The organism is Bacillus sp. C1 (genome assembly GCF_054570475.1).
This window is the reverse complement of the sequence record NZ_JBTMZT010000011.1, coordinates 16,234-40,695: the sequence shown is the minus strand read 5'-3', so window position 1 is coordinate 40,695 and position 24,462 is coordinate 16,234. Positions and strand designations below refer to the sequence as shown.

The following is a 24,462-nucleotide window of genomic DNA, read 5'->3' as shown; positions in this document are numbered from 1 at the left end:
CCGGAGCAACAGGACCTTCAGGTGGACCTCCAGGACCTACTGGGCCAACCGGAATAACCGGAGCAACAGGACCTTCAGGTGGACCTCCAGGACCTACTGGGCCAACCGGAATAACCGGAGCAACAGGACCTTCAGGTGGACCTCCAGGACCTACTGGGCCAACCGGAATAACCGGAGCAACAGGACCTTCAGGTGGACCTCCAGGACCTACTGGGCCAACCGGAATAACCGGAGCAACAGGACCTTCAGGTGGACCTCCAGGACCTACTGGGCCAACTGGAATAACTGGAGCAACAGGACCTTCAGGGCCTGCTGGATCGGCCGGATCTACTGGACCAACCGGGCCTGCTGGACTTACAACATCTGGTTTATCCCAGTATGCTTATGTTTTCAATACAGCAGCTCAAGTTGTTGCATTAGAAGCACCTATTCTGTTTAATTCACACGGTAAAATCACATCCGGCTTTACTCATACTCTTGGAACTTCTCAGATGACAGTTATTAATGCTGGAGATTATAAAATTTCTTTTTCTGTATCAGGAGTTGAGCCTAATCAATTTGCCCTCTTTTTAAATGGGGCTCCCGTTACCAACTCCGTTTATGGATCAGGTGCAGGTACTCAACAAAACAATGGGCAAACAGTTCTCACTTTAGCCGCAGGTGATATTCTTACCCTTAATAATCATACTTCCGCTGCTGCAGTTACTTTGCAGACTTTAGCAGGTGGAACACAAACAAATATAAATGCTTCGATTGTAATTGAAAAATTAAATTAATTATTTCTTAAAGCTCTGGCATTCAATAATCTAGAGGGGATTCTTTTTTCAACAAGTAGTTAACATTAGCGATTCATTGTCACATTACGATGAAATGGTCATATATTATTTCGAAGCAAGAAACCCTAATCTACTTTTCAACATTTCACTTTTTCCCTAAAGAGCACCGTAAGCAAGTGCTCTTTTTTAGTTTCCCTTATTCTACAAAATTCAAATTCGGTCTTAATATCCACTCGCTAATCGATCGTAGTTAACTTGATTCTTAGAAAAGTAGCTCTTCTCCATATCTTCGTATGTCATACCCAACTTCAATCCAATTATTATCAACGCTGACAGCGCGATCATATAATCCTTTTTATCATTTAGATCATTTTTATAGATATTTTCAAAAGCAAAATGAAAAGAAACTTTATCTTTATTTTTTTGAACTACATCATCACCCCTTTGATCAAGTGAGAGTATATAGTCTACATGTCCATACTTATTACCCAAACTAGCCATAAAGTGCATGCAATCCGCCCACTCATCGTATTGACGCTCCTTATCATCCTTTTTATTTTTCTTCCAGTACTTGAAGAATCCAATTTCATTACTCAGCTCACCCAACTCCGTATATAATGCCTGTGTCACATCTCCAGTTAAGCTTCTTCCTTCCAATCCATGAACCTCAACTACCTTACGATCTAGCTTATCTTGCGCTTCGAATATCTTTTGAATGTTTAACATTTTCGTTCCCCTTCCATCTCATAACCAAATTTTGTAGTCGTTCACTTTCTTCTTTGTGGTGTTTGTAATGTGACTCTGCCAACTGTAACTGCGCTTGTAAAATATTAATCTCACAGAACCATTTACTAGCTTGCCCCTGCTCGTGATTCAGTGCTTCTTCATACAAATCAATATGTTCCGCTTTCATCCAAACACCCCTTATTTTCGTTTTTTGTACTCTTTTCGCATCCAAGATAACCACATTACATATGCATAAAATCTCCCAAAATTCTTTTTATGATATTCAAACAACTGGTTGTATCTAGGGCTCCTCATTTCTACTTCACTCCTTAGCAAATACCTAAGCCAATTGGACGATTGTTAATTTCATACTTATCTGCCTGATCGATCACAAGAAGTGCAACTTCCGATTGATGCCTTCTCAACGCTTTTGCCATTTCTGGTAAATTCATTCCTTGGTTTCACATTTCACGAAAACGAATTACATCTCTTTCATCCCAAAGAAAGTTCGCTTCTTCCAAAGCTATATATATTTTAAGACGTGATTCTTTCATGAACTCATGTTTTCTTGCTACTCCCATATGTGCATCTCCCTTACATTCAATTTGATTATTTTATTTTTTCAGTAAACTTAGTATCTATACGATCCACTTTTCCATTTTGCCAAACAACAGATTGTTCACCATAACCACTTGCTGGAGGATCAATAGAAAAGACTCGACCATCTTTAACTACATGAATTTGATTTTTCGTAACATCTATTTCAGCTGTTAATTGTTTAGTTTTTGTAAAGATTTCTTTTTGCATAAACGTTTCACCCTTTATTAGAGTTATAATGATAAAGAGTCATCCATCGACTCAAATACCCTATCAAGCTAGGTCCGCTCCTAGCTTTTTTCATTCCAAATATTCCACTACATCACTAGGGTGAAAACCACTTCCTAAATATATCCGAACTGGGATTGCTTCCTTATGATCTCTTGCTGCTTTGCATAGTTCCTCTGCCGTGTCCCATTTAAACGAATTATCTCTTGCGCGTTGATACCGCCAAATACCTAATGTATGGTTCTCGAACTCTTCATAACGTTCATCAGCTTTCGTTGTTGATGGTAATTCATCTGTACCCTTAGCATTTCGAGGAATTAGTACGCGTACATCAGCATATGTAACCCTTCCTATTCCTCGTTTCACTTTTGCTTTACCGACATCAAACTGCATAATTTCCGGCTCCACATCGAAAATATTCAATTGTTTAGCCATATCCATCTACGCTCCTTTTTAAGTTATTAATCTATTAAAATCAAACTGCATACACACCTTTTCTTGTATCTTTAATAATTCGACCGTTTTTATCAAAGTAAGCAATTTCGAATCTTGGATCACAGTTGTATATTTCAGCATTTCCGTCAAATACAACTAATAAATTACTTTTACAGTTACCAATAATCGTTCCCATGCGCCCAAGAATTTGCACTTTCATCCCAATATAAGCAAATAGGATTTTTCTTTTGTTACGCATCCGTTCAAATTGTTCTTCTTCTTTAAACGTGGGAGTAACATCAAATATCCCTAAGTTTTCACACTCTACTTGCTTTATAAATTCCTCAAAACGTGCTTCAAAAAAGCCACGTCTAAACGTATGGAAATACTTATATTTAGCTTCTCTTTCATTGGATGCAACTATTTCATGTGGACATCTCCAATTTTCATTTGTTGTTTGTAGCTTGAATTTGAATTGTAGATTGCTCATTTACCAAGCCATCCCTTCTTTTCTCCTTCTTGAAGAATCAGATCCATTAAAGTTTTTGCACCTTCTCGACTAAGAGCGATTCGCCCATCCAATAATTCCACATTGTCTTCAGAAAGCTTACCTGTTACTAGGCAAGCTTTTTCATGTTTTCTTAAAACAATGTCCTCATTATCAACATGAAATTCCATTGATGCTCCTTCAATAATCCCTAATGTTCTACGCATTTCAATTGGAATAACTATACGACCAAGCTCGTCCACTTTTCTTACGATTCCTGTATTTTTCATTTAAATTAATCCTCTCTTTTATATTTTTTTAATACCGCTTCTAATCGTTTACGTTCTTCTTCTATATTTGAAGCTCCATTTTGTGGTTGTTGCAACATTTGATCCGGTTCCTCTTGTTGATGAAGCCACTCTGGTACAACTTCTGTTCGTTTCGCATATCCTGTACCAGTTCTCTTTTTGTTTTTCTTACTCATTTCAAATTGAGTATCCAATGCAGCAACATCATTTAATGTTTTCACTTTTTTCTTTTCCCAATCCTTAAGAATAGTACGTATATATCTCCACTTGGATACATTTTCATCAATAGCCTTATTAGCAGCATGAATAATTAACTTACTTCCTAATAAGTTACAAAATTCTCCTAACTCTGTAATCGCAATTTCACTCAATGGGATACCCTTTTCTAATAAAAAGTTGTAACTCGATTTAAATTCTTCATCAATCAAATTTTTAGAAGAAGAACCATTATCATCATCATTTATATTTGTAATAATTTCTGTAGTAATATTTGTAGTAATCTCTGTATTTGTCTTACGTTCTAACGTAGGAGGGTCATCCTTTTTAACGTAAGAGGGTGTTACGTTTGGTTGTAAGAGCCTCTTACATTCTAATGAAGGAGGGCTATTACGTTCTAACGTAGGAGGGTTTCCGTTATCCCAATATAAAATTGAGATTTTTTGAATTTTTTCTGGTACTGGTTCAATAAACATAACATTGTTACAACGAGTTCCATTTACAAAAATTGTTCGAAACTCAATACTTACAAGACCATGATCCTTCAAGTAATCACATGCTTCTTTTACTTGCCTTTTGGTAAACCCAAAAGAATCTGCTAATTGTTGATAATTTTTTTGAAGCATATCTGCTTTGAATTTTTGTTTATATTTAACTTGATTTGATTGTTCATCTCTCAATTCAGTTGGTTTATACCAATAGACAATTTCCCCTAATATAGTAATAGCAACTACATAAGGTTTGCCGTTATCTAATGTCAGTGTTTTAAACCAACCGTGATCTATTACATTGCCACGGAAACTGATTTGTCCTATTTGTAGCACCTTGCCATTCAAACCATTCACTCCCTCTCACAAATCGCAATGTAAGCTCCTCCACTTTGAATAACTTTTTTAATTCTGTACTGTGGATAACTTTGATTAAAATAAGTTTCAATCAGTTTCTTCAATTGTGATTTATTATTTGCTTGTTCCCAAAATCTCCGAGGTAACAGTACTTTATAAGGAACACGATTTATCTGCATGTACTATTTCCTTACCCTTCGTGATATACTCGAAGTAAGTTTTATTTTCAATGGACTCCTGCTGCAACAGGAGTCTTTCATTTATTCCATTCACATGCCATCACCTCACCACCCTCCCAGTGTTATGTAATGGGCTCTTTCAATAATTGATACATCGATACCTTGACTTCGTAACCGCTGAATAACTTTAAGAATGTTTTTGCGATCCTTTTCACGGTCCACATCGTGCTTTTCTTTCGCTCGATATAGTGCTGCAAGTTCCCTCCTGGCCAAACGCGCTTCCTTAATCCATGTGAAAAGTAAAATTGGATCATGTTTCTTTACTGCTTCGATTTGCTTTGTTTCGCAGTACTGTAAGAATTCATCTAACGTTTGTTTCTTTTGAAGGTCCTTTTTAAGAACTAGTGCTGTTATCATGATTTCGCTCCTTTTCTTGCTCTTCGATAAATTGTAGCTCTTGCTTAATACGTTCGCGGAATTTGGGACTTAACTTCATTGCTTCACTCACAAACCAAGAATTACATCTGTGTTCAAACAATTTTCGAGAGTAAATTAATCCTATAAACGAACGATGCTGATCTGTAAGAATTGCCTCATATGATATTTGGTCAACAGCCCGTTCTATCGCTGTAACTTGTAGTAATTCGTAGCTCATTTCGATGTAAAATTGAATCTCTTTTTGTAATTCTTCTGGTACATCTTCCAATTGAATTGATTTCATATGACTTTCCCCTTTCGTAATTTTTCATTTTCTGCTTCAAGTCGATCGTTTTCATTAATAAGACGTTCGATACTGTACCCTGCGACTGCAGCTCCACCAAAAACAACTATGATAATTAATCCAGTGATGAAAAGGCTAAATGTACTTTCACCTAATGCTGGATCCATATGACTCCTCCTATATCACTTTGTTTTCTGCTTGTTTTTCCATCCATTCGTAAAACTTGTTGGTAAGAATCATCCATCGTTTCCCTTCTCGGAATGCTGGAAAACCGTCAGTTTTAACAATCTCGTACATACGATTTTTACCAACACCCAAGACTTCCATCGCTTCTTCTAATGTAAGTAACGGCTTTTGATTAACGACTTGCGACTGTTGTTTTTGTAAAAGTTCCATAAACGGTTGAATTGCTTTAGTGACTGCTTGTTGAATTTGTTCTTCGATTGTCATTTGGTTTCACTCCTTCACCACATTATTTACATGACCTTAGGTCAAGTTTATCTCCTGAAAAAAGACTCAATTTACTAAGTCATCCATCATTGTATCTAGTGCCGAAGCAATATTCTTCAATTTCCTTACACTTGCTGACTTACTTCCTTTTTCTATTTTAGAAATCATACTAGCACTTGTTCCTGACAATCTTGCAAGATCTTCCTGCGTATACTTTTTTTGTTTCCTTAACTCTTTGATGTATTCGCCTTTGATATCCATTTGCATCACCTCGTTACAATTCGATTATATTATTAACATGACCTTAGGTCAAGTTTTTATTCGACTTTTTTATTTCGTTTATTTCTATGCGCCATCATAGCGGTTTTCATAAAAAATAATTGGACTCATGGTCAAGTTTTATATAGAATATAAACTATAGTCAATATATATTGACTATGCATTTAATATATAAAACTAATGTATACATTTAAATAAATAACGTTTGATAAAATGCAAATACTAATATCACATAGAAAAAAATATACTAAGGGGAATAGATATGTTGCCTATATTGTCTGTACGAGTGAAAGATTTGAGAAAGAAGTTAAAATTGTCTCAAAAATCTCTTGGGGAAATGGTTGATGTTACTGAGTCTTTTATTTCAAAAGTGGAGTCTGGTACAAAACAACCTTCCCGTGAAGTAACTACAAAACTATCTGAAGTATTAAAATGCACCAGCGATTACCTACTCGGTAAATCTGATTCACCAGAATTAACCGCAGATCAAGACCTTCAACTTACAAAAGAAGCTCAAGATATATTAGAAATCATCAACAGCTTACCTGAAGAAAAACGTAAGAAGGCATGGGAACAACTAGAAATGTTTGTTAACTATGAGAAAGCTAAAGGCAATGTTTAACGAAAAAAGACTATCACAATAAATGGATAGTCTTTTTCACATGACTTTTTCTATTTTTGATTCTCTTAAACAAATATGTAATAGCTTTGATTTTGGATCATCTTCTGACTTTATAAGTATTAGCGCTCGCTTTATAAGAGCGAGTTCCTTTATATTTTTTTCGGTTTTCATTCTAACTCCCCTTACAAAAATTCTGATTAATAAAATAATTTTAACATCTGTGTATTTCAAATTCACAAAACTAGCCTAAATATATATTTTTAGATTTTGGCTAGTTTCATATCAATTTGAAATAAAAAAAAACGACCTTATAGGTCGTTTTTTATGAAATTCATTCAGCCGCCAGGCTTAATATCCATATAAGAAATACTTTTCGAATCAACATAATTTTCAGAATCACGATCCTGTAGCAACCCCGTTGGCATTAGTAATGCTAGTGCCATGAAAGACATCAATAATATTTTCTTCAAAATAAACATCCCCTTTCTCCTTCTTAAAATCCATCATCCACTCAATTACCATAGATTGTTCGCCACGATTATATAGCTCCTTAGCAACTAAGCCTGAAAAAAAATAATTCGATTGAGCGAAAAATCTTTGAAGACATTTATGTAAATCAACATTTGTTGATTTACAAATTGCTTTAAAGAATACTATAAAATCCTCATCTTCTCTTTGATAAAAAGCCTCCTTCATTCCAAATATGTCTTTCACCTTAATGACAGAGGTCTTATTCTTAAATTCATAATAAAATTTTACCATTTCGAGATTATATTTAGCCTCGATTTCTAATGCCTTCTCTCCTATAATTTTAGACGTCTTATAGCTTTCTTGCAAGAAGGATATGCACTTTTCTTTATTTTCAATTAAATAAGACATTCCTATTACGTATGATGCATCTGAAACCGTTTTTGTACAAACGTTAGCATTTTTTGTTATAAGAGCATAATGACGAGCTGATTCTAAATTATTCAACCTTAAATATACTGGTCCTAATACTTCAGCAATTCTATGTATGTAACATTGTTTGATAAAAACTTTTCTTTCACCGTTCAACTGCATAATTAAATTTTCAGTTTCTTGTGCAATACCTAACATCAGTGAGAATTCTTTTGAGAAATAATAATTATAACATTTCATTATATTGATTAGTATTCGTAAATCGGAGTCTGTTGGTAGCCCTATTTTTTGGAGTTTTTCTATAAGAATATTTCCTTTAATTTCATTTGTTATGTAATCATACAAAATTTTATACACCATAACATATTCTTTGACCGTTCCATTTTCTTCTTTATGCTGTTGTATAAGTTGTTCTAAAAGATGGGTATTTCTAGTAATCGCTGCGTATTCAAAACTTTGTTTAATTGGTTCTGTCTTATCTAACCTTAGGCACCAATTAGACATAACCTCACGTTGCGACTCAGCAGAAGAAGTCAGTATATATGATAGTTTCAAAAGTTTACAAAAACCAATAATTCCTTTGTTTTTGAATTTAGATATATACTGAATACTTACTCCGAGCGCTTCGGCAACATCTGTAAAAGTTAAATCATCCCTATCTTCAATATTATCACATATTTCAATGTGTAATGGCTTCACCCCTTATCCTCCTCTACCCTTTAATTATATAAAAACATATTATCATAAGTAGACAAGCATTTATTCTATGTAGTAATTCTATAAACTTGAGAAATATTTTTCATTACTATTTTTACTTACACAAATAAAAAAGAGCCAAATGGCTCTTTTTAAACGCCTGTACCTGGATCAAATGATAATAAAGATCTCAGTCCACCTGGATCAAAGTTATCTGTAATCATTTATTTAAACCTCCTGGTTCCTTTCGCCAGCCCCCACCTGGCCCTGGGTCAAAAACAACCAATCCTGTTCCTGGATCAATAATTATCTTTGAACCTCCTGGCTCACTTATTTTAGAACCACCAGGATCTTTAGTAAACTCTCTCATACTTCGCTCCCCTTTCTTATTCTATAATATATAAATATCCTATCTTATTTTTCTATATTTTAACAAGTAATAACAAACATATCCTATAACTTACACTGTTTATATATGATAAAATAAATCCATCGCTGATATGTCCAAAAATGTAATTTTCATAGCAGCAAAATTACAACTAGACTTACACATCAAGAATCAAAAGTAGATGAAGGAAGTGTATACAGTGAAAGGACATATTCGAAAAAGAGGTTCCAAGTGGACAATAATAATAGACATTGGTCCCGATCCTGAAACAGGAAAAAGACGTCAAAAATGGTTTTCAGGATATAAAACAAAAAAAGAAGCACAGGCTGACATGGCTAAAAGAATCGTAGAAATAGAAGAAGGCTCGTATATCGAGCCTACAAAGATGAGAGTACGCGAATTCTTTATTCAATATCTCGAAGCCAGGAAGATAAATCTTAGAGAAACTACGTACTATAACTATCGTAAAAATATTAACAATCATATTATACCAAAACTCGGTAATATTCCAATGCAAAAGTTAAAAGGTGTAGACCTTGAAAAGTTCTATGGTGATTTATCTAAAAGTATGAAGCCCGTCACAGTTCGTAGTATCCATCAAATTGTTAGAACAGCTCTTGCCTATGCTGTACGTCATGAAATCGTGAAGAAGAATGTTGCTGATGTAATTAGTCCACCCACAGCTAGTGCTGACGCTAAAACAGTAAATACATGGACTGAGGAAGAAGTTCTTCGCTTTTTGGATCACGCAAAAGATAGTAGATATTACATTGCATACCTACTTGCAATCACTTGTGGTATGCGTAAGGGAGAAATATTGGGTCTTCAATGGAAAGACATCGATTTTGAAAGAAGAACGTTGTCTATCAACCGTTCTCTTTCTCATATCACAAAAGAATTTCACGAACCCAAGACAGCGACAGGAAAACGTTTAATTGTACTTCCTGAAGTTACACTTCAGGCATTAGGAGAACAACATGAGCGAATACACGTAGAAAAAGAACGATACAGTAGCGCATATAACGAATATGATTTGGTCTGCCCTACCTTTAACGGTAACCCTTGCAATTTCAGAAGTTTGACACAGCTCTGGAAAAAGCTTATAAAGAAAAGTGGAGTTCCTGATATCCGCTTCCATGATCTAAGACATACCCACGCAACATTAATGTTGAAACAAGGTATTCATCCAAAAATTGTAAGTGAACGATTAGGGCATAAACGAGTAGGCATCACATTGGACACCTACTCACATGTTGTACCAGGACTTCAAGAAAAAGCAGTAGAAGATTTTGCAAACAACCTATTTCAAAAACACTAATGTTTGCAAAATGTTTGCAAATACGGATTTTGCATAAAAATACTAGCAAATTCGTACGACATTGAAAGGAGCAAAAAACATGAAAGAAATCAAGTCTGACAAGGCATTTAAAGACATTATCGCAAGCGAGGAACCAGTAGTAGTAAAATTCTTCACAACATGGTGCCCAGATTGCGTACGTATGGATAACTTTATCGAAGATGTAATGGAAGAATTCAATAAATTTGAATGGTATTCTATTAATAAAGATGAGTTCCCAAATATTGCAGAAGAATATCAAGTAATGGGAATTCCTAGCCTATTAGTGTATCAAAATGGTGAAAAGCTTGGTCATTTACATAGTGCAAATGCAAAGACAGAAGAGCAAGTTACTGAGTTTTTAGAAGTGTACTAAAATAAAAAAAATGTCCTCTGAATGTATACTTCAAGAGGACATTTTTTTATTTTTTGACTTTGCACTTCACAACATGTTTTTCCTGTAAGAAACTTTGTTATCCTTTACTTAAAAACCTATAAAACGGCAACAATGTTTGTATAGACCCACACAAGTTTCATTTGGTACTCTATAAATGAAAGGAAATTCCTAACAGAAAGGTGAGTGATTGTTATGAATTCACTTTCTAATAAAGAAGCGAATAAAGGAGCTATCGTCAGCATTATCGCCTACATATTTTTATCGTCACTGAAAATCGTAATCAGCTATATTGCTCTTTCGAGTGCACTACGTGCTGACGGCTTAAATAATGTAACAGATATCGGTGCTTCTTTAGCTATATTAATTGGCTTAAAAATTTCTCAAAAACCTCGTGATTTGGATCATCCATACGGTCATTCACGTGCAGAACAAATTGCTTCACTTGTTGCTTCCTTTATTATGGCAACAGTTGGACTAGAAGTTATTATAAGTGCCGTTCAATCGTTTTTCAGTCCGCAGCAAACGGCACCTAATTTACTTGCAGCGTGGGTCGCCTTATTTTGTGCTGTCGTCATGTACGTTGTGTACAAATATAATAATAAGATTGCACAACGCACAAAAAGTAAAGCGCTAGAAGCTGCAGCAAAAGATAATTTATCAGATGCTCTCGTTAGTATCGGTACAGTTGTCGGTATTGTAGCGTCACAGTTCCACATGCCGATCCTCGATCCAATTGCAGCTTTAATTGTCGGGTTTATCATTTGTAAAACGGCGTGGGACATCTTTATAGAAACTTCTCATATGTTAACCGATGGCATCGATCCAGATAAAATGGAGGAATATTCACAAGCTGTCCAGCTCGTTTCTGGTGTTGAACATATTGTTGATATTCGTGCACGTATGTACGGGAATCAAACGTATGTGGATATTACAATTGAAGTAGATGCCCATATGGACGTGAGTAAGAGCCATCATATTACCGATACAGTTGAAGAAATGTTAAAACATAAATTTGGCATTTTACATACTCATATTCATGTTGAACCTATGCAAAAAGAACCTATGATGACATAGGTTCTTTTTTGATAAATGCTTGATGAAATATAATACATAAAATAAGCCAACTTCCCCCTGCTGCCCAACCTGCTAATATATCAGATGGATAATGGACACCAAGATATACGCGGCTAATTGAAATAGAAAATATAACGAAACATGTGATGAAAATGAGCAACAATTTTTTATGCAATGTAAGTCGATGTTCTGTAATGGTTACATAGGCAATAAATCCTAAAAATGCTGTAGCATTCATCGTATGGCCGCTTGGGAAACTATAGCCCGTCACTGTAACAAGCTGCGACACATCCGGCCTTGGACGTTCGTACCATAGTTTGAGCATACTATTTAGATATCGTGCTCCATAATAACTTACCATTAAAAACAATACACTTAACAACTTTTTTCGAACGAGAAAATACATGATCAATATAATTAATAATGGGAAATATATTTTTTTTGAACCGATATAAGACATCCATGTAAAATAAGATGTCAAATAATCATTCCGAAAACTTTGAATAAACCCGGTAATCACATCATCAAATTTCTCAACAAAAGCGGTATGATACGAAAGTGATAATCCGACAAAACAAATGAGCAACACAGTTAACAAGTATACATGTCGATATCGTTTCACATACATAACCTCACTATATAAAAATAAAAAATGGAGCGGTTGTTTTAGTTTTCCTCTCCATTTCTTTTTTTATGCATCTTTTATGAAGAAATATACCTGTTAATCTTTTCTTGCATAACTGGAATATCTTCACGTGTTACAGTAAAACGAACAACTCTTTCATCTAAGTCTAATGCTTCTGAAAATAACCCCGCTAGCCCATGTACTTTTCTGTCTACTTCCATGACAATATCTAATCGATCATACGCAGTTGGTAAAATTAATAATTCTAATTCATCTAATTTCCCATAATATTTCCCTGAAACTGGAATGAACTCAAATTCTTGTGCAAATGGAAGCTTCGTACGCAAACTGTTTGGTAACTCTTCACACTCTGCTTGACGAAGCTTGAATCCTAATTGTTTGACGCCGTCTAAAACACTGCTTAATAATGTATTAGGTAACACTTGAATATAGTCGCGGTCACTCGGATCCACGCTCCGCTTAATATCAAGACCTGTATGAATCCAAACATTTTTCATTCCAAAGGTAATCGGCGCCTCAATTGGCATCGGGAACGAAAATGGAATTTCTACTTTTTCATTTGGAGATATCATAATAGGGTCGGTTAAACGCACTCGTTCTAAATCAAATGTAGCACTCACTTTTTTATCATCTACTTCTCGTATATACGAGGCCGTTAACGTTAAGTAAATGCTTTCAATCTGTTGATCAACTGATCCACCTGTAATATGAACCGCACCCACAATATCTTCTCCTATTAAATATTCTTCTTTTTCAAGAACTGTATCCACTTTTGCGCTTCCTATTCCAACGCTCGCTAAAAACTTTTGAAACATGTATTTTCCATCCTTTCTAATACAAGGCGTACATCTTCTCTAATTTCTTGTACATTTTCATAATAAGGAAGCTTCATCTGCAACATTCGCATAATAATTTCACGATTTTCTTGCATTAGCTGTAATTCTTCATACCATGGTCTTTCTTCTTTCACAGTAGCTTCATAACCAGAGTATAATAGAAACAATGCGAAATGTCCGAGCGCATAAAAATCACTACGGTAGTGAATTTCTCGCATATAGGCTTGTTCTCCTTCATAGGTAGATGCCCGCTCATCGATCTCGTCTATAAATGTAGCTAATCCAAAATCGATAATGCTAATCTGACCGTCTTTCATTAAAATATTGGGAATTCGTAAGTCTCGGTGAATCATCCCCTTACTATGAAAATAAGAAACAAGCTCAAGTACCTTATATAAAATGCGAAAAACTTCATGCTCTTCATAAACATGTCCATCTCTAAAAATGAAATCTTCAAAATTTTCACCCGGCATATGCTCCATTACAAAAAAAGGTTGTTTTTTCCATATGAAACTATCATATAAACTCGGTATTTCCGGATGGTTTAACTGCTTTAAAATCGCTTGCTCTTGTGCAAAAGCCCTTCTTCCTGACTTATACCTTTGCTTACTTTGTCTTAATTGCTTTAAAACCTTTTTCTCTTTCGTTTCTAAATCATCAACAATATATGTAAAGCCATAGCTGCCCATACCAATTACTGATTTAATTTGATAACGCTGAGAGACGATTGTATCATGACCCAGCGATCTATCAAACAAAGCAAGTATATTACGCCACTTCATCAACTACTTGAAAAAAAGCTACGGCTTTTATGTTTTCTTTTATAATGATGATGTCCATAGCCATGAGAATTTCTCCTCTTATTATAATCACTACTTGAATACGAGCGACCTCTATGACGATAATCACTACTTGAGTAGGAACGGTGTCTATTCTTCTTTCCTAGTAAAGAATCGAGAATTTTTTTGAACATCCCTTCACCCCTTATTTTAGAATCTCCTTTTTATTATACCAATCATTCTCCTTACTGTTTGTGACAAGTTTGTAAAGAGATGATGTTGGAGTGTAAAAAACGACGAGTAGATCCCGTCGTTACTTTCATCTTTCATCCTTCATCCTCATCAAACACTTCATCAATCATACATTTTTCTAGTAAGTACTCAAATGTAATATCAGCGAGATCTTCAATTTCTTCTCGTTTTGGTACATATCCTCTCGCAATTAGTTGCTCATAAAAAAACTCCGCAATTTCTTCTGTATCAATTACGACTTCAATCTCCTTCATGAGCATCACTCCTTTATTTCTGTTTTATGAAGGAATTTCAAAATTATGTATACGAGATTAGAAAAATAGATTTTCTTTTCCATACCGTATTTGTCAGTCATATTGACTCGTCTTACAACATACGATGTAGTACAAGCTATTTAAAGGGGGAAATAAAATGGAACAAAGAAAAGAAGAGTGCATGCATGAAGATAAATGGGCAGACTCTGTCATTAAAGGGCTTATTATTTTTTTAACAATTGTAGGTATACCTTACACAGCATATATTTTTGTTCAGTTTCTTCTTACCTTCTAGCTATTTTTTCTCTGTTAATTTAACTAAATAATTATGAACAACATCCATCACTATTTTATATTCTTCATCTTGAAATGCTTCATATAATAATTGATAGTCATTATAAATATCTAATAATCCATCAATAATTTCTTGTTTACTCGTTTTAACACTCACCTTTTTTGAGTTATTTATTGACTTTAATTTTCCTAAATCTAATTTATTCATCCCTGCTTTATCTTGTTTCATTTTTTTCAAAATAGCATTCGCAGTTTGTGCATTCGCAAGCAATGTTAAATCTGATTCATCAGCCTCTAACCACTCACCATCTGTAATTCTTGATAATTCATATATTGTATCTTCCCAAGCATCATTTTTATAACGCCACACCTCTGTGCGAAATCCAACAATACGAAAAATATCTTTATCATATCCCGTCACTTGCACAAGATCACCGAACGTAAAATGATATCGTAATTCAATCCATTCTGTTTCACCTTTTTTCATTTCTTGTTCCGTGACATGCTGAAGTGTTTGTTCCACATAATATCCATCATGATTATTAACTTCATATACATAAACACCATCTAACATTTTCATATTTGTAATCTTACCTACAGTCCCATATAGCGTAATCACGACTATATCTCCTACATTGTATTTAGGTTGTCTTTTCCTTGCCATTTATCTCTCTCCTTTTAAAGTCGTGATTTTTGATAACAGTATATGCAAACGATAGAAAAACGCTTATCACATAAGCTTATATTCAAGAATTTTTTCAATAAAAAAATACATCACTTTTTATAAAGTGATGTATGAGTACAGATATATGTATATATACTTGATTGTTATCTTTCTTGTATATATAGCTCCCATGCTTCATCGAAAATAGACATACTATGTAGTAGGCCACTTAATTCTAAATAGGAACTAATTTCATCATAATCTTCTGATTGCTTCGGAAAACTTAAATCATCATACATAGCTTCAGCTAAATCTGATACTTCATTTTTGATTAAAGACGCACGGTGCTTCATCATATAGTGATAAAATGACTTTTTCAAAAATATTCCCTACCTTTCTAACTTGGGTACATTATACAAGGGGAAAAAGAAAAAAACCAGCATAATCGCTGGTTAAAAATCAAAATAATTTCTCTTTAGGAGACGCGGACGTTCCATTAACTCTTCATATGTCAATTGTTTTGGTAGATCTTTTGTAGAAATTAAAAATAATTGATCTTCTATTTCTTTTACAACATGGTCAGGCTGATAGTCCATTCCGCATGATGAACAAGAAATACATGGTGTCTTTTGAATTTCAATGGCTTTTGTGCCATCTGGTAATTCCCAATATACAGTATTCAGATTTTCTTTCGCTTCTGTACTGTCACACCACATACAATTCATACTGCGTCACCCTCAGTTTTTTTATTTTCTTCTAACTTCGCCATTTGAGATTGATATTTTTTATCTTTTAACTGATCGCGCTTATCTCGTTTATCTTTTAAAGAAGCATGTGTTTCATTCGTTTCATAATCTTTACGACGATTCATACGTTGCAGGTCATCTGGAACAAGATTAAACTTCTTATCACTCATCAGTCCCGCTACACCAATATCCGAACGCTTCTCTTCGTATGTTGGATAAATCTCTTTAAAGTAACCTTCAGCTCTTCCTGGTATATAATTTTCTGGCTCTGGATACGTTGTAATAACACCTTCAAAGTTACGAAGAACAACTTTATCCGCACTTTGTGAAATTAAATAGTTTGGCTGAAGCGCAATTTTTCCACCTCCACCTGGAGCATCAACAACGAACGTTGGTACTGCATAACCAGAAGTATGTCCACGTAATCCCTCAATAATTTCTAATCCTTTAGAAACCGGTGCACGGAAATGTCCAATTCCTTCTGATAAGTCACATTGATAAATATAATACGGACGAACACGAATCTTTACTAAATCGTGCATCAATTTTTTCATGATTGGAACACTGTCGTTAATCCCAGCTAAAATAACAGCTTGATTGCCTACTGGAACACCTGCATTTGCAAGCATTTCACACGCTAGTTTAGACTCTTCTGTAATCTCAATAGAAGTATTAAAATGTGTATTTAACCATACTGGGTGATATTTTTTTATAATATTACATAGATTTTCTGTAATACGTTGCGGGAATACAACTGGTGCTCTCGTTCCGATACGGATAATCTCCACATGCGGAATTGCTCGTAAATTCTTTAATACGTATTCTAAAATTTTATCATTAATAAGAAGACCATCACCACCAGAGATTAAAACATCTCGTACTTGTGGTGTTTCACTGATGTAGGCAATTGCATCATCTAGTTGCTTTTTCGGAACACCCATTCCAATTTGTCCACTAAAACGACGACGTGTACAATAACGACAATACATAGAGCATTGATTTGTTACTAGAAATAAAACGCGGTCTGGATAACGATGTGTTAAACCTGGAACTGGTGAATCCTCATCTTCATGAAGCGGATCTTCTAAATCATATTTTGTTTTATATAATTCTTCCGAAATCGGTACAGATTGCATCCGAATCGGACAGCGTGGATCATCAGGATTCATAAGTGAAGCATAGTACGGTGTAATATTTAACGGAATTGTTTTCGTTGAAATTTTAACACCTTCTTCTTCTTCTGGTGTTAAGTTAATGACTTTCTTTAAATCGTCTAACGTTTTAATCGTATTCGTTAATTGCCAAACCCAATCATTCCATTGCTCTTCAGTTACATCTTTCCATAATTCGATCTCTTTCCAGTGACGGTTTGGTTTGTATACATCATGTAACATTGCTATTCCCCCTTTTTTACGCTCACCATTTATATAAGCAATAATTATGCCAACTTTACTTTTTCAATAAGTGATGGCAAAGGATATCCTATTATATAAGGAGAAAATCTTTTTTCTTATTTTAAATGGTGCTCTATTCAATACAATATTCATTACTTTCTATATATGTAAACGCTCTTTTACTGGTGCAAACACACAAAAACCGCCGATTATTCGGCGGTTTTTTCATACTTATTTAATTTATACTGCAATGTTTGTCTTGGAATGCCTAATAATTTAGCAGCTTTCAAAACATTCCCTTCTGTTTCCATTAACGCTCGATCAATTAACTCTTTTTCTGTTTGACGGAGCGCCTCACGTAACGGAAGAATACCTTTCTCCTTTTTCTTCGTATCTACTTCTGTTCGAAATGTTCGCGGTAAACAACTAACAGTTAACGAACTTCCTTCTGCAATAATGACAGCATGTTCGATCGTATGTTTTAACTCTCTTACATTTCCGGGCCAATGATAAGATAACAACCTTTCTTTCGTTTCGTTATCAATATAAAGCACCTGTTTTTTATATTCTTTATTATAATCGTTTAAAAAGTAAGACGCTAACAATACTACATCTTCTTTTCGCTCACGAAGCGGTGGAATATATAATGAAAATACATTTAAACGATAATATAAATCTGTACGAATTTTATTTTCACGTAAACATACTTCTGGCGGTTGGTTCATCGCTGTAATCACGCGAACATCTACTTTTCTCGTCTTACTATCACCTATGCGACGAATGACCCCATCTTCTAATGCTCGAAGCATTTTTGCCTGCAGATCAAGAGGCATCGAATTTAATTCATCTAAAAATAATGTCCCTCCATCTGCAAGTTCAAATAACCCCGCACGTTCAATAGCTCCTGTGTAGCTACCTTTTGTCGTTCCAAATAATAAACTCTCTAAAAGAGATTCTGGAAGAGCTGCACAGTTCTGAGCAATAAACGGTTTGTTTTTACGGTTTGAAGCCTCATGAATCGCTTGTACAAATAGTTCTTTTCCTGTTCCTGTTTCACCGTATATTAAAACGTTCGCATTTGTTGGAGCCACCTTTTGCGCCAAATCTTTCGTTTGTTTAAAGCGGGAATCATTCGTCACAATTGTATTAAAGGCAACATGTTTTTTTATCACTTTCTTCCGCGAAGATCGTTTCATTTTCGATTGTAAATCAACAATTGTATCCGTTAACTTTTGAATCGTTGAATAATCTTTTGCAATTTCAACAGCACCTGCAATTTTATCTTCTATAAAAATAGGTAATGTAGTATTTACAGTGCAAACATCTTCACCATTTAAATTTTGATAACGCTGTACTTGATGTGAAATTGGCTTTTTTGTATCTAAAACTTTCATAAGTGTACTTGTTTCCCTTGATAAGGACGGGAATGCTTCTAATAAATGCTTTCCTAATACATTCTCAATCTTTGATCCATCATGCTTAGCGGCAACCGTATTATAAAAAATTGTAATACCATTTTCATCCACTGCATGAATTGCTTCATCAATACTGCTCAAAATCGCTTCAATGACTTCTTGTGTTGAGACTGCCAGCAATGTCATCCCCCTCTCTCGCCGAAAATCCAGCAATTTATATGCCGAATTTTCAGCACCCCTGTGCGCGATTATAAGCATTACGATTCCGTTCTACTGTTCTATTTATTTCATATCATTACTTTTCCGCCAACAAGCAATAAAGTACAGCTTTAATAAGCTGGTTAATCATCATGTATCCTGAATTTTCAAGCAAAAATCTTACTACTCATCCATACGGGATAAATCTTTTACCCACACATTCATATCTTCTAATTTATTAAAAATATAACAATTATTTGCTAGTCTTCCTGTGTACGTATATCCTAGCTGATGAAAAGCTGCGTTCATTCCAAATGAAAGCGAACGTGCAATTGTGTAAGAACAAAAAATAGCTCTCTCTTTTAATTCCTCTTCTAACTTTATCAGTAAGCTTTTCATAAATCCGTGCTTTCGATATTCAGGTAAAGTTGCACAATTTGTTAATTCTGCGTTACCTTCTTTTACATTCATTTCTGCTGAAGCAGTACTAATAATATGCCCCTCTGATTCATACACATAATAAATTGTATCTTCTTTCATCGTCTGAACAATATAGTCTGCTTCATTTAACGGGGTTGGATAAATTTCAAACACTTTCCCAAACACACTTGCCAATTCTTCCGCGTCTGCCTCTGTCGCTTTTCGTAATACAAATTTCTCAGGAACTTGTTTCTCCTTCACTTTCTTTTCTCTCACACCATTTATAATATGGTCCTCATCAACCCACTGGATACTATTTCGTCTTTCATCATCACGATATTTCACGAAAAAATACGCATCATGACCTTGGAAATAGTGCGGAATCGTCGCTTCTAATAAAAATCCAAAAGAGAGCCACGCCGAAACATGCTCTCCCTTTCCTTTTATAATGCATTTGGTGAAAGAATGTTTCTCTGCTAATTCTTCTAGTTTTTGCATAAGACTTTCTACATTTCCTGTATAATGATCTACCCGAATACGTTTATTAAAATAATCTAGCACTCCTTCTACAGTATAGTAGTTTGTCTGTTCTCTAAATGATTCGTAATATTTCATTGTTTCACCTCACACCAGTCTAGTAATGTACATGCAATAATTTTCGCTGCGGCAATCATTTTATCTACTTCAATGTATTCATTTGGATAGTGGGCTACCTTTGTCTCTCCTGGTCCAAATATAATAGTTGGGGTCTCTGCAATTTGTGTAAATAACCCGCCATCTGTTCCCCATGGTGACGCTTCTATAATTGGACTTCTCCCTTCGATTTGGGAAAAATTATCTCGAAGCGTTGTAATAAGCGCATGTTCTTCATCTAATTCACCTGGAACCCATCTTGCTCCAAACCACTCTACTTCTACTGGACATTCTTCGAACCATCGATCTACATTCTTTAATTGCCCAATCCAATTTTCAAATTCTTCTTTTACCGCCTCTATAGTCTCATTCGGCGCAACTCCACATCTTCCTTCTAAAAGTAACGAATCTGGTACGGAGCTTGGCCAACTCCCCCCTTCAATTTTCCCAACATTGATTGGAACAGGGATTGGAATCTCTTTATATAACGGGTCTGTAATTCGTTCATTTCTTTTCTGTTCTAATTGTCTTAAGTGCTCTACAACAAACATACTTTTTTCAATCGCACTAACTCCTTCGTAACGAGTCCCACCATGCGCTGCTTTTCCTTTCACATGCAAGCGAAACCACATTGAGCCTTGTTGTTTCGGGAAAAACTTCATATTTGTTGGTTCTGGAATGATAACCCCATCTGCCTTATACCCTCGCAAAATTGCAGCTAGCGTCCCTGCTCCACCGCTTTCTTCTTCTATTACACTTTGAAAATGAACATCCCCCTTTAGTTCAATTTTCAGCTCTATAATTGCTTCCATTGCGAGCATAAGAGCTACATTACCACCTTTCATATCCGTTGTTCCACGGCCATATATGCGATTCCCTATTTTCTCACCACTATATGGATGGTTTTCCCACTGATTCACATCACCTTCTGGTACAACATCAATATGTCCATTTAAAATCATTGATTTCCCATCGCCGCTTCCTTTTAACGTCGCAACGATATTGGGGCTATCTGAAAAGCTCGTTCTTGGAGATACAAAATAAGGATGATCTTTCATTTTTGTAAAAGAAGGCTCCCAAATATCGAGATCTAAACCTAATTCCCGTAATTTTTCGATAACAATTGCTTGTGCACCGCTCTCTTCTCCTGATACGCTTCTTTCTTGAATTAATCGTTTTAAGAGTTTTACACTTTCTCCTTCATGACTTTCAATATAATCACATACTTGTTTTTTTAATTGCTCCATATTTGTTAGCTCCTCTCATTCAATCACAAGTAAATTAGAACTCACATGAAAAGATGCCTCCGTATTTCGTTTTACATCTTCTACTGTATAAGGACTCATTAACTCTTGCAGTACTAATCCTTCCGAAGTGACTCCCATTACAGCCATATCTGTAATAATTAAATCCACGCACCTTTTTGACGTTAATGGCAGCGTACACTCTGAAACAACTTTTGCATTTCCATACTTATCAACGTGATTCATCACAACAACAACACGCTTTGCTTTTTGCGCTAAATCCATTGCTCCGCCAATACCAGGAACACGTTTTCCGGGAACAATCCAATTTGCTAAATCGCCCTTCTCACTTACTTGCAGTGACCCAAGTATTGTTATATCGAGTAACCCTTTTCGAATCATTCCAAATGCCGTACAGCTATCAAAATAGCTTGCTCCTGTAATAAGTGACGTCGGCAATCCAGCCGCATTACATAAGTTTTCATCTTCATTTCCTCTATTTGGCGTTGGCCCCATGCCAACGATGCCATTTTCCGCCTGGAACATAACATGTATATCTTTTGGTAGATGGTTAGGTACAAGTGACGGGATACCAATCCCTAAATTCACAATCATTCCATTTTGAATCTCTTTCGCAGCCCGCCTTGCAATTTTATCTCTCACTTCTACTCCCATACCCATTTCCAATTCACTCCTTCCGACGGCACGATATAATCTACAAAAACACCTGGAACTATAATTTCCTCAGGATTTAAACTTCCAAGAGGTACGATTTCTTCTGCTTCAACAATTGTAATAACTCCAGCCATCGCCACATGTGGATTCATGTTACGGGCGCTTTTATCAAACACAAGATTTCCAAACGGATCCGCCTTTTTTGCATATACAATCGCTACCTCTGCGGTTAAAGCTGTTTCCACTAAATAAGTTTTCCCATTCATCTCGACTGTTCGCTTTCCTTCCTCAACAATCGTATCGATACCGACATCAACGAGAATCCCACCAAGTCCAACACCACCGGCGCGAATCCTTTCTGCTAGCGTTCCTTGAGGTGAAAACTCAATCTGTAACCGTCCTTCATTTAACTGCCTTCCCGCATTTGGATTTGAACCAATATGGGACGTAACTAATGATTTCACTCGTTCTTTCGTTACAAGGCGGCCAATCCCTACATCCGGAAACCCTGTATCATTTCCAATTAAATGCAAATTAGAAATACCTTTTTCTACAATAGCCTCTATTAATGATGGAGGAGATCCAATCCCGCCAAATCCGCCAAACATTAACGACATATCATCATGAAATAATGAGATAACATCTTTAATTTCTTTTAATTTTCCAAATGTATTTGTAATAGTTGTCATGCGATACCGTGACCTCCTTTTCGCATCATTTCTTCTACACTTTTCGCAAAAATCGAAAGTAACTCATCTAACTCGGAATATGTAGTTGTCATCGGCGGTGCAACAAGCAATGCACTATCCTCTTTCCCTGCCTGCCCTGATACCGCTTGATATAAAAGGAGTCCATTTTTCGCCGCGACTGAAATGAGTTCAGACGCTTTTGTAAACGGTTGCAATTCTATTCCAATCAGGAATCCTTTCCCGCGCACATCGGCAATAATCGTCGATTGTTGCTGAACTTTCTGCAATCCCTTTATTAAATATTCTCCTTTTTCCGCTGTTTTCTCAGGCAAGTTATGTTTCTCCATGTATTCAATAACCGCTAAAGCTGTCGCAGCTGACAATGGATTTGCGCTAAGCGTATGCCCACTCATAACAGAACGTGATCCTCGTAAAATCGGTTCCATTACACGATCACTCACAACCGTCGCGGCCATCGGTGTATAGCCAGCACCTAGTCCCTTTCCTAACGTCATGATGTCTGGTTCCACGCCCCAGTGCTCCATCGCAAACCAAGCACCTGTACGTCCAAGTCCTGTCATCACCTCATCAGCAATAAATAAAATATCATAATGACTACAAATCTCTTTAATTACTTTATAATATTCCTTCGGTGGTACAACTGCACCGCCTGCTGCACCAATAATTGGTTCCGCTATAAAAGCTGCAATATGTTCTGCACCAATCCGTTCAATTGCTCGTTCTAATTCAGTCGCACAAGAAAGCTGACACGTCGGATATACTTTCTGCACCGGACAACGAAAACAATACGGCGCTGGGACAGTTGGATAATCCTCTAAAATAGATACAAATCGCTGCCGACGAAGTGGATGCCCCGACATCGATAAAGCCCCCATTGTAATACCGTGATAACTCATCCAGCGTGACAAAATTTTATGTTTCCCTTGAATGCCGCGCTCTTGAAAGTGTTGAATTGCAATTTTCATAGCCGTTTCATTCGCTTCTGTACCACTATTCACGAAAAAACTCCAATTCAAATCCCCTACACTTAAATCGCTTAACTTCTTTGCTAACTTCTCAGCTGGTTCGCTCGTAAACTGCGAACGATACACAAAAGCAATCTCCTCTGCCTGCTTTTTAATTACTTCCGCAATCTCTGTTACGCCATGTCCGATACCTGCCGTAATCGCTCCTGACGAACCATCAAAATATTTATTACCATTTTGATCATACAAGTACACACCTTTTCCATGCGAAATCATTGGATACGGCTGACCAACAAGTGGCTTAATTAAGTAATCGCGCATAGCGCTCCCCCATTTCTCCAATTTGTATATATATATGAAGAAAATTGACGTTTCTTTCATAAAAAAGAATCCTCTGCAAGCGCAGTGAATTGATCAAAAAACTATTATAAAATATACAAATGAGTGCTAAAACAAAAAAAGAAAATTCAGAAATAAAGCAAAAAATCAAACCCTCTTACAATGCTTAAATGGCCCTCCCTCCTATAACAAAGAAGCTCCAAAACATACGAACGACTTATTTTCTTACCCTACTATCAGCTTCCTTCAATTGCTGACATTGTGTAAACTTCGACGAAACTCCCGTCAATTTCCTCCCTATTTATTTAGTTTACTGGTCATATTTTTCAACAAAATTA

The 24,462-nt window shown here is 35.8% G+C and carries 36 protein-coding genes and 1 pseudogene; 6 read left to right on the top strand and 31 right to left on the bottom strand.

The window, feature by feature from the left end; all coding sequences use genetic code 11:
* On the top strand, nucleotides 1-776 hold a 776-nt coding region (locus ACX5JI_RS21490), incomplete at its 5' end, for a BclA C-terminal domain-containing protein (protein ID WP_459503056.1).
* A 222-nt stretch (nucleotides 777-998) separates the two neighbouring features.
* On the opposite strand, the gene ACX5JI_RS21485 is transcribed toward ACX5JI_RS21490, so the two are convergent.
* The 13 genes and pseudogenes from ACX5JI_RS21485 to ACX5JI_RS21425 form a co-directional block, all read right to left on the bottom strand.
* Nucleotides 999-1,502 carry a dUTP diphosphatase gene (locus ACX5JI_RS21485; RefSeq protein ID WP_459503055.1) on the bottom strand — a complete coding sequence of 168 codons (504 nt, stop codon included), beginning with the start codon at nucleotides 1,500-1,502 and terminating at the stop codon, nucleotides 999-1,001.
* Nucleotides 1,465-1,689: a hypothetical protein gene (locus tag ACX5JI_RS21480; protein ID WP_459503054.1), complete on the bottom strand. Its 225-nt coding sequence runs from the start codon at nucleotides 1,687-1,689 to the stop codon at nucleotides 1,465-1,467. The genes ACX5JI_RS21485 and ACX5JI_RS21480 overlap by 38 nt, the downstream gene beginning before the upstream one ends.
* Before the next feature lie 142 nt (nucleotides 1,690-1,831).
* Nucleotides 1,832-2,083 (bottom strand): annotated as a pseudogene (locus ACX5JI_RS21475) (helix-turn-helix domain containing protein).
* Nucleotides 2,084-2,111: 28 nt separating this feature from the next.
* The gene (locus ACX5JI_RS21470; RefSeq protein ID WP_459503053.1) at nucleotides 2,112-2,309 is read right to left on the bottom strand and encodes a DUF3954 domain-containing protein; all 198 of its coding nucleotides are present in this window, start codon (nucleotides 2,307-2,309) and stop codon (nucleotides 2,112-2,114) included.
* 90 nt (nucleotides 2,310-2,399) lie between these two features.
* Complete coding sequence (locus tag ACX5JI_RS21465; RefSeq protein WP_459503052.1) at nucleotides 2,400-2,762, bottom strand: cell division protein SepF; 363 nt, start codon at nucleotides 2,760-2,762, stop codon at nucleotides 2,400-2,402.
* Between the two features lie 40 nt (nucleotides 2,763-2,802).
* Nucleotides 2,803-3,252: an MFS transporter gene (locus ACX5JI_RS21460; protein WP_459503051.1), complete on the bottom strand. Its 450-nt coding sequence runs from the start codon at nucleotides 3,250-3,252 to the stop codon at nucleotides 2,803-2,805.
* On the bottom strand, nucleotides 3,249-3,539 hold the full coding sequence (locus ACX5JI_RS21455) for an AbrB/MazE/SpoVT family DNA-binding domain-containing protein (protein ID WP_459503050.1): 291 nt from the start codon (nucleotides 3,537-3,539) through the stop codon (nucleotides 3,249-3,251). The genes ACX5JI_RS21460 and ACX5JI_RS21455 overlap by 4 nt, the downstream gene beginning before the upstream one ends.
* Nucleotides 3,540-3,544: 5 nt before the next feature.
* Nucleotides 3,545-4,609: a DnaD domain-containing protein gene (locus ACX5JI_RS21450; protein ID WP_459503049.1), complete on the bottom strand. Its 1,065-nt coding sequence runs from the start codon at nucleotides 4,607-4,609 to the stop codon at nucleotides 3,545-3,547.
* Between the two features lie 293 nt (nucleotides 4,610-4,902).
* The gene (locus tag ACX5JI_RS21445; protein ID WP_459503137.1) at nucleotides 4,903-5,211 is read right to left on the bottom strand and encodes a hypothetical protein; all 309 of its coding nucleotides are present in this window, start codon (nucleotides 5,209-5,211) and stop codon (nucleotides 4,903-4,905) included.
* Complete coding sequence (locus ACX5JI_RS21440; protein WP_459503048.1) at nucleotides 5,192-5,518, bottom strand: hypothetical protein; 327 nt, start codon at nucleotides 5,516-5,518, stop codon at nucleotides 5,192-5,194. The genes ACX5JI_RS21445 and ACX5JI_RS21440 overlap by 20 nt, the downstream gene beginning before the upstream one ends.
* Nucleotides 5,515-5,685, bottom strand: coding sequence for a hypothetical protein (locus tag ACX5JI_RS21435; protein WP_459503047.1), 171 nt, complete (start codon nucleotides 5,683-5,685; stop codon nucleotides 5,515-5,517). Before ACX5JI_RS21435 ends, ACX5JI_RS21440 begins: the two co-directional genes overlap by 4 nt.
* Nucleotides 5,686-5,695: 10 nt before the next feature.
* Nucleotides 5,696-5,968 (bottom strand): helix-turn-helix domain-containing protein, encoded by a 273-nt coding sequence (locus ACX5JI_RS21430; RefSeq protein WP_459503046.1) that lies wholly within the window; start codon nucleotides 5,966-5,968, stop codon nucleotides 5,696-5,698.
* A 66-nt stretch (nucleotides 5,969-6,034) separates the two neighbouring features.
* Nucleotides 6,035-6,229 (bottom strand): helix-turn-helix domain-containing protein, encoded by a 195-nt coding sequence (locus ACX5JI_RS21425; RefSeq protein WP_459503045.1) that lies wholly within the window; start codon nucleotides 6,227-6,229, stop codon nucleotides 6,035-6,037.
* Nucleotides 6,230-6,509: 280 nt separating this feature from the next.
* Here ACX5JI_RS21425 and ACX5JI_RS21420 point away from each other — a divergent pair, with 280 nt between their 5' ends.
* Complete coding sequence (locus ACX5JI_RS21420; RefSeq protein WP_459503044.1) at nucleotides 6,510-6,869, top strand: helix-turn-helix domain-containing protein; 360 nt, start codon at nucleotides 6,510-6,512, stop codon at nucleotides 6,867-6,869.
* A 36-nt stretch (nucleotides 6,870-6,905) separates the two neighbouring features.
* Here the strand turns inward: ACX5JI_RS21420 and ACX5JI_RS21415 are convergent, their stop codons facing one another.
* The 3 genes from ACX5JI_RS21415 to ACX5JI_RS21405 all read right to left on the bottom strand — a co-directional run bounded on the left by ACX5JI_RS21415 (nucleotide 6,906) and on the right by ACX5JI_RS21405 (nucleotide 8,835).
* Complete coding sequence (locus tag ACX5JI_RS21415; RefSeq protein WP_459503043.1) at nucleotides 6,906-7,040, bottom strand: hypothetical protein; 135 nt, start codon at nucleotides 7,038-7,040, stop codon at nucleotides 6,906-6,908.
* A 225-nt stretch (nucleotides 7,041-7,265) separates the two neighbouring features.
* Complete coding sequence (locus tag ACX5JI_RS21410) at nucleotides 7,266-8,468, bottom strand: AimR family lysis-lysogeny pheromone receptor (RefSeq protein WP_459503042.1); 1,203 nt, start codon at nucleotides 8,466-8,468, stop codon at nucleotides 7,266-7,268.
* A gap of 217 nt (nucleotides 8,469-8,685) precedes the next feature.
* On the bottom strand, nucleotides 8,686-8,835 hold the full coding sequence (locus ACX5JI_RS21405; RefSeq protein WP_459503041.1) for a hypothetical protein: 150 nt from the start codon (nucleotides 8,833-8,835) through the stop codon (nucleotides 8,686-8,688).
* A 217-nt stretch (nucleotides 8,836-9,052) separates the two neighbouring features.
* On the opposite strand from ACX5JI_RS21405, the gene ACX5JI_RS21400 reads away from it, so the two are divergent.
* The 3 genes from ACX5JI_RS21400 (at nucleotide 9,053) to ACX5JI_RS21390 (ending at nucleotide 11,660) form a co-directional block, all read left to right on the top strand.
* Nucleotides 9,053-10,171, top strand: coding sequence for a site-specific integrase (locus ACX5JI_RS21400; protein ID WP_459503040.1), 1,119 nt, complete (start codon nucleotides 9,053-9,055; stop codon nucleotides 10,169-10,171).
* Between the two features lie 79 nt (nucleotides 10,172-10,250).
* Nucleotides 10,251-10,565, top strand: coding sequence for a thioredoxin family protein (locus ACX5JI_RS21395; RefSeq protein ID WP_459503039.1), 315 nt, complete (start codon nucleotides 10,251-10,253; stop codon nucleotides 10,563-10,565).
* Between the two features lie 213 nt (nucleotides 10,566-10,778).
* Nucleotides 10,779-11,660, top strand: a complete 882-nt coding sequence (locus tag ACX5JI_RS21390; protein WP_459503038.1) for a cation diffusion facilitator family transporter — start codon at nucleotides 10,779-10,781, stop codon at nucleotides 11,658-11,660.
* Here the strand turns inward: ACX5JI_RS21390 and ACX5JI_RS21385 are convergent.
* From ACX5JI_RS21385 to ACX5JI_RS21365, 5 genes are all read right to left on the bottom strand, one after another.
* Nucleotides 11,647-12,282 (bottom strand): phosphatase PAP2 family protein, encoded by a 636-nt coding sequence (locus ACX5JI_RS21385; RefSeq protein ID WP_459503037.1) that lies wholly within the window; start codon nucleotides 12,280-12,282, stop codon nucleotides 11,647-11,649. The two genes, ACX5JI_RS21390 and ACX5JI_RS21385, sit on opposite strands and share 14 nt — an antisense overlap.
* Nucleotides 12,283-12,362: 80 nt before the next feature.
* On the bottom strand, nucleotides 12,363-13,121 hold the full coding sequence (locus ACX5JI_RS21380; RefSeq protein WP_459503036.1) for a sporulation protein: 759 nt from the start codon (nucleotides 13,119-13,121) through the stop codon (nucleotides 12,363-12,365).
* Nucleotides 13,103-13,924: a serine/threonine protein kinase gene (locus ACX5JI_RS21375; RefSeq protein WP_459503035.1), complete on the bottom strand. Its 822-nt coding sequence runs from the start codon at nucleotides 13,922-13,924 to the stop codon at nucleotides 13,103-13,105. The genes ACX5JI_RS21380 and ACX5JI_RS21375 overlap by 19 nt, the downstream gene beginning before the upstream one ends.
* Complete coding sequence (locus ACX5JI_RS21370) at nucleotides 13,924-14,115, bottom strand: hypothetical protein (RefSeq protein ID WP_459503034.1); 192 nt, start codon at nucleotides 14,113-14,115, stop codon at nucleotides 13,924-13,926. The genes ACX5JI_RS21375 and ACX5JI_RS21370 overlap by 1 nt, the downstream gene beginning before the upstream one ends.
* Before the next feature lie 132 nt (nucleotides 14,116-14,247).
* On the bottom strand, nucleotides 14,248-14,427 hold the full coding sequence (locus ACX5JI_RS21365; protein ID WP_459503033.1) for a YozD family protein: 180 nt from the start codon (nucleotides 14,425-14,427) through the stop codon (nucleotides 14,248-14,250).
* A gap of 157 nt (nucleotides 14,428-14,584) precedes the next feature.
* Between ACX5JI_RS21365 and ACX5JI_RS21360 the strand changes: the two genes are divergently transcribed.
* Entirely contained in the window at nucleotides 14,585-14,722 is a 138-nt protein-coding gene (locus ACX5JI_RS21360) for a DUF3930 family protein (RefSeq protein WP_459503032.1), read from the top strand.
* On the opposite strand, the gene yodN is transcribed toward ACX5JI_RS21360, so the two are convergent.
* The 10 genes from yodN to ACX5JI_RS21310 all read right to left on the bottom strand — a co-directional run bounded on the left by yodN (nucleotide 14,723) and on the right by ACX5JI_RS21310 (nucleotide 24,106).
* Nucleotides 14,723-15,385 (bottom strand): germination protein YodN, encoded by a 663-nt coding sequence (gene yodN / locus ACX5JI_RS21355; RefSeq protein ID WP_459503031.1) that lies wholly within the window; start codon nucleotides 15,383-15,385, stop codon nucleotides 14,723-14,725.
* Between the two features lie 164 nt (nucleotides 15,386-15,549).
* Nucleotides 15,550-15,765 (bottom strand): YozE family protein, encoded by a 216-nt coding sequence (locus tag ACX5JI_RS21350; RefSeq protein WP_459503030.1) that lies wholly within the window; start codon nucleotides 15,763-15,765, stop codon nucleotides 15,550-15,552.
* Nucleotides 15,766-15,837: 72 nt separating this feature from the next.
* A complete protein-coding gene (locus ACX5JI_RS21345; RefSeq protein WP_459503029.1) occupies nucleotides 15,838-16,110 on the bottom strand; it encodes a YokU family protein in 273 nt (90 codons plus the stop codon).
* Complete coding sequence (gene kamA, locus ACX5JI_RS21340; RefSeq protein ID WP_459503028.1) at nucleotides 16,107-17,525, bottom strand: lysine 2,3-aminomutase; 1,419 nt, start codon at nucleotides 17,523-17,525, stop codon at nucleotides 16,107-16,109. Before kamA ends, ACX5JI_RS21345 begins: the two co-directional genes overlap by 4 nt.
* A gap of 209 nt (nucleotides 17,526-17,734) precedes the next feature.
* Nucleotides 17,735-19,126 (bottom strand): sigma-54 interaction domain-containing protein, encoded by a 1,392-nt coding sequence (locus ACX5JI_RS21335; RefSeq protein ID WP_459503027.1) that lies wholly within the window; start codon nucleotides 19,124-19,126, stop codon nucleotides 17,735-17,737.
* Between the two features lie 195 nt (nucleotides 19,127-19,321).
* Nucleotides 19,322-20,173: a putative beta-lysine N-acetyltransferase gene (gene ablB, locus ACX5JI_RS21330; protein ID WP_459503026.1), complete on the bottom strand. Its 852-nt coding sequence runs from the start codon at nucleotides 20,171-20,173 to the stop codon at nucleotides 19,322-19,324.
* Entirely contained in the window at nucleotides 20,170-21,438 is a 1,269-nt protein-coding gene (locus ACX5JI_RS21325; RefSeq protein WP_459503025.1) for a peptidase, read from the bottom strand. Before ACX5JI_RS21325 ends, ablB begins: the two co-directional genes overlap by 4 nt.
* Nucleotides 21,439-21,453: 15 nt before the next feature.
* The gene (locus tag ACX5JI_RS21320) at nucleotides 21,454-22,116 is read right to left on the bottom strand and encodes a CoA transferase subunit B (protein ID WP_459503024.1); all 663 of its coding nucleotides are present in this window, start codon (nucleotides 22,114-22,116) and stop codon (nucleotides 21,454-21,456) included.
* Nucleotides 22,101-22,799, bottom strand: coding sequence for a CoA transferase subunit A (locus tag ACX5JI_RS21315; protein ID WP_459503023.1), 699 nt, complete (start codon nucleotides 22,797-22,799; stop codon nucleotides 22,101-22,103). Before ACX5JI_RS21315 ends, ACX5JI_RS21320 begins: the two co-directional genes overlap by 16 nt.
* Entirely contained in the window at nucleotides 22,796-24,106 is a 1,311-nt protein-coding gene (locus ACX5JI_RS21310; RefSeq protein ID WP_459503022.1) for an aspartate aminotransferase family protein, read from the bottom strand. Before ACX5JI_RS21310 ends, ACX5JI_RS21315 begins: the two co-directional genes overlap by 4 nt.
* Between the last annotated feature and the right edge of the window lie 356 nt (nucleotides 24,107-24,462).